Origin of the sequence: Mangrovivirga halotolerans (assembly GCF_026241165.1) — a bacterium.
Classification (GTDB): Bacteria; Bacteroidota; Bacteroidia; order Cytophagales; family Cyclobacteriaceae; genus Mangrovivirga; species Mangrovivirga halotolerans.
Genome location: NZ_JAPFQN010000005.1, coordinates 502,432 through 515,631 on the forward strand (window position 1 = coordinate 502,432; position 13,200 = coordinate 515,631).

General features: G+C 33.7%; 15 protein-coding genes. 6 read left to right on the top strand and 9 right to left on the bottom strand.

The window, feature by feature from the left end; all coding sequences use genetic code 11:
• Nucleotides 1–65: 65 nt before the first annotated feature.
• Nucleotides 66–272 (bottom strand): hypothetical protein, encoded by a 207-nt coding sequence (locus OO013_RS10015; protein ID WP_266056667.1) that lies wholly within the window; start codon nt 270–272, stop codon nt 66–68.
• 189 nt (nt 273–461) lie between these two features.
• Here OO013_RS10015 and OO013_RS10020 point away from each other — a divergent pair, with 189 nt between their 5' ends.
• On the top strand, nt 462–1,109 hold the full coding sequence (locus tag OO013_RS10020; RefSeq protein ID WP_266056668.1) for a VLRF1 family release factor: 648 nt from the start codon (nt 462–464) through the stop codon (nt 1,107–1,109).
• A gap of 91 nt (nt 1,110–1,200) precedes the next feature.
• On the opposite strand, the gene OO013_RS10025 is transcribed toward OO013_RS10020, so the two are convergent.
• From OO013_RS10025 to pgmB, 4 genes are all read right to left on the bottom strand, one after another.
• Entirely contained in the window at nt 1,201–1,665 is a 465-nt protein-coding gene (locus OO013_RS10025) for a DUF4268 domain-containing protein (RefSeq protein WP_266056669.1), read from the bottom strand.
• On the bottom strand, nt 1,666–2,436 hold the full coding sequence (locus OO013_RS10030; RefSeq protein WP_266056670.1) for an exodeoxyribonuclease III: 771 nt from the start codon (nt 2,434–2,436) through the stop codon (nt 1,666–1,668).
• A gap of 138 nt (nt 2,437–2,574) precedes the next feature.
• Complete coding sequence (locus OO013_RS10035; protein WP_266056671.1) at nt 2,575–4,884, bottom strand: glycoside hydrolase family 65 protein; 2,310 nt, start codon at nt 4,882–4,884, stop codon at nt 2,575–2,577.
• A gap of 18 nt (nt 4,885–4,902) precedes the next feature.
• The gene (gene pgmB, locus OO013_RS10040; RefSeq protein ID WP_266056672.1) at nt 4,903–5,562 is read right to left on the bottom strand and encodes a beta-phosphoglucomutase; all 660 of its coding nucleotides are present in this window, start codon (nt 5,560–5,562) and stop codon (nt 4,903–4,905) included.
• A gap of 335 nt (nt 5,563–5,897) precedes the next feature.
• On the opposite strand from pgmB, the gene OO013_RS10045 reads away from it, so the two are divergent.
• Genes OO013_RS10045 through OO013_RS10060 form a run of 4 tightly spaced genes read left to right on the top strand, consistent with a single transcriptional unit; the run spans nt 5,898 to nt 7,875 of the window.
• Nucleotides 5,898–6,194, top strand: a complete 297-nt coding sequence (locus tag OO013_RS10045) for a GNAT family N-acetyltransferase (RefSeq protein WP_266056673.1) — start codon at nt 5,898–5,900, stop codon at nt 6,192–6,194.
• A gap of 9 nt (nt 6,195–6,203) precedes the next feature.
• Nucleotides 6,204–6,965 (top strand): DUF547 domain-containing protein, encoded by a 762-nt coding sequence (locus tag OO013_RS10050; protein ID WP_266056674.1) that lies wholly within the window; start codon nt 6,204–6,206, stop codon nt 6,963–6,965.
• Nucleotides 6,955–7,650, top strand: coding sequence for a TIGR04283 family arsenosugar biosynthesis glycosyltransferase (locus OO013_RS10055; RefSeq protein ID WP_266056675.1), 696 nt, complete (start codon nt 6,955–6,957; stop codon nt 7,648–7,650). The genes OO013_RS10050 and OO013_RS10055 overlap by 11 nt, the downstream gene beginning before the upstream one ends.
• A 3-nt stretch (nt 7,651–7,653) precedes the next feature.
• Complete coding sequence (locus OO013_RS10060; RefSeq protein ID WP_266056676.1) at nt 7,654–7,875, top strand: DUF3820 family protein; 222 nt, start codon at nt 7,654–7,656, stop codon at nt 7,873–7,875.
• Between the two features lie 57 nt (nt 7,876–7,932).
• Here the strand turns inward: OO013_RS10060 and OO013_RS10065 are convergent, their stop codons facing one another.
• Nucleotides 7,933–8,649: a hypothetical protein gene (locus OO013_RS10065; protein WP_266056677.1), complete on the bottom strand. Its 717-nt coding sequence runs from the start codon at nt 8,647–8,649 to the stop codon at nt 7,933–7,935.
• A gap of 167 nt (nt 8,650–8,816) precedes the next feature.
• Between OO013_RS10065 and msrB the strand changes: the two genes are divergently transcribed.
• Nucleotides 8,817–9,311, top strand: coding sequence for a peptide-methionine (R)-S-oxide reductase MsrB (msrB, locus tag OO013_RS10070; protein ID WP_266056678.1), 495 nt, complete (start codon nt 8,817–8,819; stop codon nt 9,309–9,311).
• Between the two features lie 5 nt (nt 9,312–9,316).
• Here the strand turns inward: msrB and OO013_RS10075 are convergent, their stop codons facing one another.
• From OO013_RS10075 to OO013_RS10085, 3 genes are read right to left on the bottom strand one after another with little or no spacing between them, the layout of a single operon-like run.
• Entirely contained in the window at nt 9,317–10,345 is a 1,029-nt protein-coding gene (locus OO013_RS10075; protein ID WP_266056679.1) for a glycoside hydrolase family 113, read from the bottom strand.
• Nucleotides 10,346–10,367: 22 nt separating this feature from the next.
• Nucleotides 10,368–10,580: a heavy-metal-associated domain-containing protein gene (locus tag OO013_RS10080; protein ID WP_266056680.1), complete on the bottom strand. Its 213-nt coding sequence runs from the start codon at nt 10,578–10,580 to the stop codon at nt 10,368–10,370.
• An 11-nt stretch (nt 10,581–10,591) separates the two neighbouring features.
• Entirely contained in the window at nt 10,592–12,832 is a 2,241-nt protein-coding gene (locus tag OO013_RS10085; protein WP_266056681.1) for a heavy metal translocating P-type ATPase, read from the bottom strand.
• Between the last annotated feature and the right edge of the window lie 368 nt (nt 12,833–13,200).

Here is a 13,200-nt window from a genome sequence, read left to right on the forward strand (position 1 = left end):
AATTAAAATAATTCAATTTTATAACTCTATTTATTAATGATTGTTTGAAAATTAAATTTTTGGAATTATTTAAAGGCCATATTAAGAATTTTAAATGGAAGCATAATTAATTCTTTTAACAGATCGAATGCTAATTCAATTGAAAGACCCAGGATTGTAAATGGCAGGGATAATACCCAAACTATGGGAAACAAAAAGAATACTAATAAAGCTAGTGGCCAGCAGATTGCCAATAAAATCAACCAAAGCAAAATTCCTAAAAATGTTCTCATAACTCATTAGTTTGTTCACCAGCTATAGTCCAACTATCAAACCAAACTCATAACCAACTATTAATCAGTTAATTAACAATCAATGATTTTTAAAAAGTATTCATTTGTGTACACGTTTTGTTCATAAGTGTACAATTGTGAAGAAAGAACTGGTATGAATAAATGAAATATTGTCTATAATTTTAGGGTATGAAGCGCAAGGAATTAGAGATCGATGAGATCAATGAATTACTATTTGAACTCCAAAATGATTCTGATACAGAATTGATATTTGAAGATGATAAATGGCGTTTTACAATTTTAAAAAATGGCAGCAAAGATTATTTAAGAATACCCATAACAACTATTTTTGAAAAAAATGAAGTTATCCCTGTCTCAAGACACTTTATCATAGCTTTGATAGAAACAGGACATGCTGCACTTGCTTTATGTGATGAAGAAGAAATTCTTAATCATAAAGTTTTCAAATCATATATGGTAAGGAAAAAACAAGGTAAAAGCCAACTTAAATACCTAAAGACCAAAGGAAAATCCAGAGCAGGCTCACGAGTCAGGTTAGCTAATGCCCTGGAGTTTTTCGAAAACATTAATACTCGTTTAAATGAGTATGAGGATGAATATTCTATTGATATAATAGCCTTGAGTTGTAATAAAACGATTCTTCCTTTTCTATTTAACTCAAAAGTTGAACCACCATTTGAGAAAAAAGATGATCGGCTATATAAAATCCCAAAATATGTAGATACTCCGGGGTATGAAGAAATGCTTGAAACCTATGAATATTTAATTTCAGGAGAACTTTTTACCGAAAGTAATGACTTTATACTGGAAATTTAATTGGCATACCTATTCTTAGAGGCATTTCAAGGAGCATTTTCATATCATCCAAAAAAAATTTGGCAGCTACGGTATAAAAACTAAGTGACTTTTAAGATTTAAATATTTCGAATGCATAATTAGCTGTCGACCAGAATTCATCAAGGTCAATCAGATTTTGCTTAAAAAAAGAAATTAGTTCAGGCCAGTCATTCTCATTCATCACCTTTACACCTTCTAACACCTGGTAATATCCTGGAAGTGGTATTCCGTATTTATTATCACCCGTATCGTTAAATATCCATTCTTTTCCGGTTTCAGACTCAAGCATCCTTCTCAGTTCTTTCAGCTGTTCAAGAAGTAATGAATTGATATCCGGATCTTTGTGATCAACTGCAATACCACACCATGCTTTTTTATCTATAGCATCGAGTTTAAATCTAACCCCTTTAACACCAGTTTTATAATTGATCCAGTTTACTTTAAAACCATCAGCAGAAGGTACTGGTTGCATAAACTGACCAAGTTTAGTCCAGAACTCTCTTCGTTTTGCCGATGCTGCCTCTTTCGAGTACATTTAAATCTCCAGTTTTATGCTAACAGGACAGTGATCTGACTCGAAATAATCCGGATGAATCCCGGTATCTTTAACATTTCCTATTAATGAATCACTGACAAGAAAATAATCCAATCTCCATCCAATATTCTTTTCTCTGGCATTGGCTCGATAACTCCACCAACTATAGGCTACCTCCTCAGGGTTAAAATGCCTGAAAGTATCGACCAATCCTGAATCGAGAAAAGCAGTCATCCCATCAATTTCTTGTTGGGTATATCCCGCTGTTTTATTGTAGTTAGATTTAGGCCTGGCAATATCTATTGGTTGATGTGCGACATTAAAGTCCCCACAAACTACTACAGGTTTATGATCTTCAAGCTTTTTAAGATACTTTAAAAAATCTTTATCCCATTCGGTTCTGTATGGTAGTCTCTTAAGGCCCGAAGAAGAGTTTGGCACATAAACGCTAATTAAGTAAAAGTCTCCATATTCAGCTGAAATAACTCGTCCTTCGTTGTCATGATCTTCTATTCCAATACCGTAATTTAAGCTGATTGGCTCTTCCTTTGATAAAATAGCTGTACCAGAATATCCTTTTTTAATAGCGCTATTTGAATATATATGATATCCTTCAAGATCACTTAATGCTTCTTTTACCTGGTCATCCTGGGCTTTTGTTTCCTGCAGACAAATTATGTCAGGCCCTATATTAGATAATGAATCTAAAAAACCTTTTCTTACTGCGGCTCTTATACCATTTAAATTCCAGGATACAATATTTAATGCCATTATATAATTATTTAAAAATTCAAATTTTAAGATTTTAAAACTAATTCCTATCTGTCTTTCTGACAAGAAATCTTTAATGGACTATAATAAAAAAACCCGGACTAACCGGGTTTTAAAATATTATTAAGACTTTCTTAATCAAATCGCTAATTCTTTCTTGTCTTTTCCTGAAATAGTAGTTTCTCTACCTTTGAGAATTAATGTAAGATCGTTCTCCGACTCATTAATGATTTCTACATTTTCTTTAGATACATCTACTTTCAGAACTATATCTCTGAAATTAATTTTAAATGAATATCCTTCCCATTTAGAAGGTAAGAATGGGTCAAGGTGCAACATACCTTCTTTAATTACCATACCTCCAAATCCTTTCACTACAGCCATCCACGTTCCAGCCATTGAAGTAGTGTGGCATCCATCTTCTGTATCATTATTGTAATCATCAAGATCAAGCCGTGCTGTACGCAAATACATTTCATATGCTTTTTCTTCCATTCCAAGTTTAGAAGCAAGGATTGAATGAACACAAGGAGATAATGAGGACTCATGTACTGTCATTGGCTCATAAAACTCAAAATTTCTTTTAATTTCATCTTTTGAGAAGTTATCCTCAAAAAAGTAGAGACCCTGTAAAACATCTGCCTGCTTAATAAAACATGATCGTAGGATCCTGTCCCAGGACCAGTTTTGGTTTATTGGTCTGCTTGTTTTATCAAGTTCATTGACTGGCATTAATACTTTATCAAGAAAACCATCTTGCTGCAGATAAACTTGCTTTTCCTCATCATAAGGATAATACATCTTTTCAATTACCTCATTCCACTTACTTTTTTCTGAATCCGGATCAAAACTGACCTTTTCTAAAACCCGATTATAATCTGAAGAATGATTTTCTTTAACATAATCCAATGCATCCAATGTGTACTTCATAGTCCATGAAGCTATATAATTGGTATACCAGTTATTGTTAACGTTATTTTCATATTCATTTGGCCCCGTAACACCTAGCATGACATATTTTTGCTTTGCTTCTGACCAGTTTACTCGTTGAGACCAGAATCTTGATATCCCTATGAGAACCTCAAGTCCATATTCTGCAAGATACGCCTGATCACCAGTGTATCGAGCATAATCATAAATGGCATAAGCAATTGCTCCATTTCTGTGTATTTCCTCAAAGGTAATCTCCCACTCATTATGGCATTCTTCACCGTTCATTGTCACCATTGGATATAAGGCAGCCCCATTCGTAAAACCAAGTTTCTCCGCATTTTCAATCGCTTTTTGAAGATGATTGTAGCGATAAACCAACAAGTTCCTGGCTACATGACTATCAGCAGTACTCATATAAAATGGCAGGCAATATGCTTCAGTATCCCAGTAGGTACTTCCTCCATATTTTTCACCTGTAAACCCTTTAGGCCCTATATTTAACCTTGGATCTTCTCCTGTATAAGTCTGGTATAATTGAAATATATTAAATCTGATACCCTGTTGAGCCGCTACATCTCCTTTTATGACAATATCTGCCTCAGTCCATTTATTTTTCCAGGCCTCAGCCTGCTCTTCCTTCATTTTTGCAAACCCCTTGGCATAAATTCCGGAAAGTTCTTCTCCTGCTACATCTACAAGTTTATTTTCATCGTGATTTTGAGAAGAAATATTAGCAGCATATTTAAATATAGTTAAGGTTTCTCCCTCTTTTATAACTGACTCAATAAGATTTGAAGCATATTTCTCTTTTTCAACCAATTCAGGATTTAGCGTAAGCTCTTTTCCCTGGTGAAATATAGAATACTTCATCGCTGAACATACAACGAAATTCGTTTTTTTAGTGGATGCTTTAACCCAGGAACCACCATTTGATGCAGACTGATCAATAGTATTCCAGAATTTTTCATCATAATTGGAATCCTCATTAACGACATCAAAATCTATATAAGGCTCTATCTTAATTGGAGCCGAAAAATTCTTTGCTTTGATTGCGTATTCAATTGCCCCTGTCTGATCGTCAACAATGCTGCAAAACCTGGTTGACTTAACTTCTACTTGGTTGCCATTTTCCAAAGTAGCTGTAAAAGACCTTTCCAGATAGCCTTCTTTCATATTAAGTATTCTTCTGAAATCAGACACTTTTGCTTTGGCTAAATCGAGAGCGACTCCATCAATCCAGATGTTTATACCAATCCAGTTGCTGGCATTAAGCACTTTGGCAAAGTATTCTGGATATCCGTTTTTCCACCATCCTACTCGGGTTTTATCCGGATAATAAACACCTGCTATATAATTACCTTGTAAAGAGTCGCCACTATAATGTTCTTCAAAATTTGCCCTTTGTCCCATTCGGCCATTTCCAATCGAAAAAATACTCTCAGAAACACGATTGAGTTCAGGTACAAAGCCTTCCTCGATTATATTCCATTCATCATGGATGATGTAGTCTTTCATACAGTTTTAGAATTTATCTTATTTGGGGTTATTCAAGGATTTTAATTCATCAAGTGATACTTCAGCCAAAGAGCTTCTCACAATGTCTGCTTTGTCTAAAATTTTTGCATCACCAATACCTACTACTTTAAATCCACCATTTTGAGCAGATTCAATTCCAGCAATGGCATCTTCAAATACAATACTATTTTCTACTCTTTCGCTTAGCTTTTCCGCCCCCATTAAAAATATCTGAGGATCCGGCTTAGCTTTAGTGATCATTGTACCGTCTACTATGACATCAAAATAATCTGTCATATCAAGTAAACTGAGACACAACTTGGCATTTTTACTGGAAGATCCTAAGCCAATTTTGATGTTATTTTCTTTCAATGTATCCAGAAAATGACGTGCTCCCGGCAATTCATCACCAGGTTTCATTTCATTAACAAATTCAAGATACCATTCGTTTTTTCTGGCTGCTAATTCTTCTTTCTTTTCTTGTGATATTTCCTTTTTTCCCTTCCTCAGAATGATATCAAGAGAGTCCATGCGGGAAACTCCCTTTAATTCTTCATTATCTTCTTCCGTAAAATTAATATCAAGTTCTTCAGCCAGTCTTTTCCATGCTAAATAATGATATTTAGCTGTATCTACAATGACTCCATCCAGGTCAAATATACATGCTTTCACATCCATGTTAAGCTGTCGTAATAATGTTTATTTAGGTTATACAGTTGTCAAATATATAACGTAGGTTAAATTCAGCAAGCATTCATTGGAAAACTTAAGGGCATATGAATTTCGACAATTTGACTGTTAATTTTATGCAAACGATTGATATTTGATTAAAAGCCTTTTTATCATAAATCAAAGAATTTTATTTTTTTTGCATTATCACTGACAAAATTTTATGATTCGTTAATTTATAGTAAATATCTATGCTGATTTTACGATTTATGCAAACGGTTACAGTAAATAACCCGCTGCTATTTAGTAATTACTTCTTATAATTTAATTCAAGAATATCACATATGAATACCTCATTCGATTTTATTCATCGCGATGGTCAATCAAAGGGTGTTTTCTATATCCCGGGAAAGGTAAGAAAAAGATTGGCTGAAATAACCTATTCTAAAACTGGTAAAAAATATATAGTTATAGAACATACATTTGTGACTAATTCATTGAGAGGAAAAGAAATAGGGGAAATGTTAGTTAACAAAGTCGTAAAACTGGCAGAAGACCAAAATAAGAAAATTATACCCATTTGTCCGTATGCTAACAAATTAATGAGGAATGATTCAGCTTATAATCATATACTTGCATAAAAGAGAATTATGAATAAATTAATTACAGTACTATCTATTTCCCTGTTATTCATTAATTGTAATAGTCAGGATTTTGAGTATGCCAAAAATACTGTACCTCCAGATCATTCTGCTTTTTCCAAACTGCTTAATAAATATGTTGATAAAGAAGGGATGGTAGATTATAAAAGTATGCTGACAGAAAAAGAAACACTCGAATCTTATCTGAATAAATTGAGTAGCAATCCCCCTTCTAAAGACTGGACTAGAGAAGAACAATTAGCCTACTGGATCAATGCTTATAATGGTTTCACATTAAAGTTAATTCTGGATAATTATCCTGTGAAAAGTATCAAAGACCTCCATCCTACTGTTAAAATCCCAGGGGTAAATACTGTTTGGCATAAAAAGTTCTTTAAAATAAACGGGGTTGATTTCAACCTGGATGCTATTGAACATTCTATTCTTAGAAACGATTTTAAAGAACCAAGAATTCATTTTGCCATAAATTGTGCTTCCATTTCGTGCCCTCCTCTTAGAAATGAAGCTTTTTTTCCCTCAATACTCAACAAACAATTAGATGAACAAGCACGCCATTTCATAAATGATCAGGAAAGAAATAAACTTACCAAAGACAAGATTGAAATTTCAAAGATTTTCAAATGGTTCACAGGTGACTTTACAAAAAAAGGAACTTTAATCGATTACCTTAATAAATTCGCTGAAACTTCTATCAGAGAAGATGCCGATATTGAATATATGGAATATGACTGGACCCTGAATGAGAAATAATTTTTCCATAGTAATCCCGGTAATTAACGAAGAGAAAAACTTAAGAAAACTGCTTCCTTATCTTTTAAAGAATATCGAAGTAGAGGATGAAATAATTATTGTTGATGGTGGAAGTTCGGATAACACCAATGAAATTATACATGATTATTCTTCAATTAAGTATTTTAGTTCTGATAATTGCTCAAGGGCAATTCAATTAAATCTCGGTGCAATTAAAGCAAAAAACAATATCCTGTATTTTTTACATGCCGATGCTTTTCCACCCAAAAACTTTAGAAAAATGATTTTGAATGCCCTTGATCAAGGTCATAAAATGGGCGGCTTTAAAATGAACCTAGATCCTGAAAATTCAAAATTGCTGGTAATCAATTCTTATTTTTCTGGTAAAAAGGGAATTTTTAATGGCGGAGGTGATCAATCATTATTTATAAGTAAAAACGATTTTTACAAAGGCGGGAAGTTTGATGAAAGATTCTGCATTATGGAAGATTTCAACTTTTATCTAAGAAATAAGGATAGATTCGGTTATCATATTATTCAGGAAGAAATATTCGTCTCTTCAAGAAAATATATAAATAATAGCTGGTGGAAAGTAAATATTATTAATGCAATAGCTTTACTTCGCTTTTTGCTGGGACACTCACCAGAAAATATTAAGTCATTTTACAATAAGATGTTAAAATAAGAGATGTTTGATAAACAGATATTAATCGATATAGTAACTAAAAAGATGCCATTTGGGAAGTACAAAGAAAGACTTATTGCAGATCTTCCTGTTAGTTACCTGGAATGGTTTAAAAGAAAAGGATTCCCTGATGGTAAACTTGGTATATGGCTTGAAACTACATATGAAATCAAACTTAATGGACTTGATGATATTCTTTATAAATTAAAATCAATAAAAAAATAAAGAGGTCCAATCTGGACCTCTTTACGTGCAAGTAATCAAGCATCAAACAAGTATATTTTAATCTTCTATTTCGATCTCCAATTTGACCTCTGAATTTGAAATAACATTCGTTTTAAAACTTTCTGATATTGTTTGAAATAACGCATTATTTTGATCTTTACTAATAATTATTTCCCCATCCTGGTTTCTTGAAGCAGATTCAAATGCTAAAGGATCGATCTGGCTAAACCATTGATATGGGAATAATTCTATTTCCACTAACCCGGTTCCATCGAATGTAAATTGTCCTTCAGCCTCCAATTCAATTTCAAGGTATTCATTAAATAAAAACTTAAATGGTACCGAATTATTTTCAGAATCGGTAAATGTTCCTTCTAGTATAAACGCATCGTTTGAGGAACTTCCATCAAGCTTTAATCCTAATTCAAGTTCATCATAGATTCCTTCAGCTAAACTAACCTGAGGTAATTCAGGAGTTGATTCACCTGTTATCAGATTAATGGAAGTTTTTCTATTGCTCTCAATCTCAATTTCAGTATTTGAACTTTCTGCTTCAAAATCTACTTCCTCGAGATTAAGAGTTCCTGAAGTAAAAATAATTTCACTGGCTGCCACACGACCTGAGTTTAATGTAGTTCCCTGCGGATCCATATAAACTTCATAAATAAGTTTATTATCTTCCGGTCTGGTTGATTCTTCATCATCACAAGATGAAAAAGTAAGTAATGAGGCAAATGCCAAAATTCCGAAAAAGTTTAATTTGGTGTTTGTCATAAGTGAATGATTATTGTTTGTCCGATTGCTAAAATTCAAACACCATGCCATTACAATTCTTTTGTGATAAAATGTGATACAAATGTTATCATTTTATTTATCTGATTATATTCTATATCCGTTAAACACAATTAGGTTAAACATGTTAATAAATAAAAAAGACTAATATGATTCGTTTTAATGTCATCATACTTCTAACTACTTTTATTTTTGTATCAGCCTGTGGGCAAGAGGGTACACAGTCTGTGGAATCTGTAAACAACTATGATTTTGAGGTCGTCAAAACTGAAAAGGAATGGAAAGAAGAACTTACCAAAGAAGAATATAATATTTTAAGAGAGAAAGGAACTGAAAGAGCTTTCTCAGGAAAATATGATGACTTCAAAAAGAAAGGCGTGTATACCTGTGCAGGTTGTGGAACAAAAGTTTTCAGTTCGAAAACCAAGTTTGATAGTGGTACTGGCTGGCCAAGCTATTATGATGTCTATGATGAAGAAAATGTATTGCTCGTTGAGGACCGGTCGATGGGCATGGTAAGAACTGAAGTGGTTTGTGCTACTTGTGGAGGGCACTTAGGCCATGTTTTTAATGATGGGCCTCAACCGACTGGATTAAGATATTGCATCAATTCAGTAGCTTTAGACTTCATCCCTAAAAACTAAACCAATCAATAACCGGTAGAATAATGTTTTTTTAAAATTTTTTCCGCTTTCTTGCCCTGAAAGATAAAAGCATCACGGCGATAATATTCTTCACGAGGGATAGATTTCATGAAATATTTCCAGCTGTATCCTCCATTCCACCAGTCCTTTGACCTGAATACACTTAAAAGAGCATCGTAAGCAAGAGCCTGATCTTCTTCGTCATATGCTGAATCTGATACTAACCAATGTCCGTTATATGAATCATCTTTACTCATATATCCAAACTCAGTAAATATAATTGGTTTATTAACTTTTGAATTAAATTCATTTAACTCCCTGACCCATGGAGACCATGAATCTTTAATTGATTCAAGGTCTGTTAATTCTTCAATTCTATTCTTTGGTAATGGAAAATAAGCATTGATCCCTACATAATCGAGATCTTGCCAAAAACTGATTTGAGTGTAATTATCCCAGTTAGCTGAATAAATCAATTTTCCTTTATAAACCGCTCGGGTCTTTTCAATCAAATTCTTCCAATATGCGGGGTAGTTTATTGCCAGCTTTCTAAGTTCATTGCCAATAGAAAGCATTTCCACATTCATTGAATCTGCAATATTAGCATAGTGAAGAATATACTGATTATATTCATTGAACCACTGGTCAATAAAATCATCTTCAATAAAAAAATCACCTGGCCAACCCTCGCCTGATATCCACATATGAGGTTTCAGGAGAACTTGCAGACCGTGTTCATGAGCCAGTTCGATGGTTTTAAAGACACCCTCATCCTTTTCTCCCCACCATTGTTTTTCATGATTATAAATTACGCGCTGGGAACCCTTACGAGAAAACCCAAACGGGACAACTGCAACATGAGAAACTCCCAGCTCAACTAAGGAATCAAAATAAACTGGATCAAATGGCTCCGGAGGCGCCACAAGATTAACACCCCGGATTTTTATCTTATTTTCTGTTAAAGAATCTATCTTACTTGTACACGATAATAATACGCATACAGTAATAACCAAATATGGTAAGATTCTCAACATGTTATTAGGTAAACTTAATATATTAAATTTTTTCTATGTTAAAACCTGCTTTCTCAACAGCTTTTATCACCTCTTCTTCGTTTGCTACCTCATCAAAAGTAACTTCGAGGATTTTATCAGGATTATCAGTATCAACTTTCCAGAAATCTACATCGTCCAGGTCATTTAAATGCGGGGTAACTGATTTTATACAATTTCCACAATTAATATTAGTCTTAAATTTTACACTCTCCATTTTATATAAATCTATCTTTTGTTTCGTAATAATAAACTATTTAATACGACTGAAACAGAACTAAAAGCCATTGCTGCTCCTGCAATCATTGGACTAAGAAGCCACCCGGTAAACGGGTATAATACTCCAGCAGCAATCGGAATGGCTATAATGTTGTATATAAATGCCCAAAACAGATTCTGTTTGATCGTTTTAGAGGCATTTCGGCTTAATTTAACCGCCTGAAGAACTTTTGAAAGATCCCCTTTCATTAAAATGATACCGGCACTATCAATAGCGATATCAGTACCAGTCCCCATTGCAATTCCTGTATCCGCTAATGCCAGCGCTTCAGCATCATTTATTCCATCGCCCGCCATTGCAACTTTAAAATTCCTTGACTGCAATTCTTTTATAATTTTACCTTTGTCAGCAGGTAATAAATTTGCTTTGTAATGTTCAATCCCCACTTCTCTTGAAACAGCTTTCGCAGTTACTTCATTATCTCCAGTAAGCATTTCTGCTTCTATACCTTCCTTTCTTAGTTGAAGGATAGTCTCTTTTACTCCTGGCTTGACCATGTCTTCAATAACAGCAAAACATACCACTTCCCTGCCCTTGGCCATATAGACTTTTGTACCGGCCTTATGTTCATATTCTATATGCCGTGATTTAATTATCGGATCATTGGTAAAGGCATCATGATCGTCCATCATTTTCAAATTACCAATAACATATTTACTGCCTTTGCAATCAGCTACCATGCCTTTTCCAGGTACGTTTTGAGGATTTTCAATTTCAAAAACCTCAGGACTATTAAGGTCTTTTAAAAATCCACTGATTATTGCTTTTCCTAGTGGATGTTCTGATTCTTTCTCTATACTAAGAAAAACATTCTTATAGAACACTTTATCTTCATCAGAGACATTTCCGGCCCATATAATTTCTTTTAATCTTGGTTTCCCTTCTGTTATTGTGCCGGTTTTATCTAAAACAAGAATATCAGATTTTTGTAAAGATTCCAGACTATCTGCATTTCTTATTAAAATACCTTGTTCGGCACCATTTCCTATACCTGCCATTAATGCAGTGGGGGTGGCGAGTCCAAGAGCACATGGGCAGGCTATTATTAATACGGTGACCAATACTGAAATTGCATGTGTTAATACTGGTTCAGGACCAATAAAATACCAGACGGAAGCAGAAAGTAGAGCTATTAAAATCACTACAGGAACAAATACTGATGCAATTTTATCTGCAATTTTCTGAACTTTAGGTTTCTCAGACTGAGCATTCCTTACCATCTCAATGATCTGTGAAAGTAGGGTATCATTTCCTACACCTGTAGCCAATACTCTTAATGTACCATTACCATTAATGGTTCCTGTAAAAACTTTATCTTTTTTAGATTTAAAAACAGGTATAGGTTCTCCTGTGATCATGCTCTCATCAACATAGGTCTCCCCTTTTTTAATTTTTCCATCAACAGGTATTCTGCTTCCAGGTTTAATTATCACCAGGTCACCAGTTATCACCTCATCAACCGGAACTTCAGTTTCTTCACCATTACGAAAAATGGTCACCACAGAAGGTTGAAGCTTTATCAGATTTTTTATCGAAGAGGAAGTTTTAGACTTTGCTCTTTCTTCCAGATACCTGCCTAATAAAATCAATGAAATGATAACTACAGCCGATTCATAATAAACATGTGATTCTAATCCCCTGGAAATTAAAAACTCTGGGTAAACGGTATTAAATAAACTGTAAATAAATGCAATACCTGTACTTAAAGCTACCAGAGTATCCATATTCATCTGCCCATGGCGTATTCTTTTAAAAGCATTTATAAAAAATTCATTTCCTGAATAAAACAGTACAGGAATACTTAGGAGTAAAGATATCTCGTTAGCATATGCGATACTGTTATTTAAAATCATGGAAATAACAAATATCGGAGTAGTAAGTGCTAATCCAATTATTAACTTCTTTTTAAGAGAGTTTAATCTTTCTTCTTCCAGGTGCTCAGTTTGTTCTACCTGATTTTGTGCTGTGCCAAGTATTAATCCATAACCTATTTTGGCAGCTGCATCATTAAGAACATCTTCAGAAATGAGATCTTTATAAAATGAAATATTTGCAGACTGATCGGCATAATTTATTTTAACAGAATCCACTCCCTCAAGCTCAGATAGAAATGTTTCTAGCGAATTAGCACATGCAGCGCATGTCATTCCCGTAACTGAAGTTTTTATATTCTTTATAGTATCTTCCACAAATCTGTTTTTAACTCTACATAGATACGATTAATCAAAACTATTGTTTGAACATTTATTATCATAATTTACCATTTCCAAACATAGGTTTATTTCGATTCATTTTTTAAACATTTAAGCTTTCCAATAAGTTTTCTTCATAAAGAAATAATAATTCATTAATTTAAACTCAACCAAAATCATTTTTTATCAACCACTTCATTGTATGCTTGTATTCTACCAATCCAAGACCATATTGTGGCATTGCATCGTGATAAAACTATGCGTTGTAACAATTCTTACTCTTTTCTTTTTCAATTTTTATACCTACTCACATTTCATCAGTGCCATTATAATTGTTTCGTGTAGTGTAATTTTACTCGCATCCA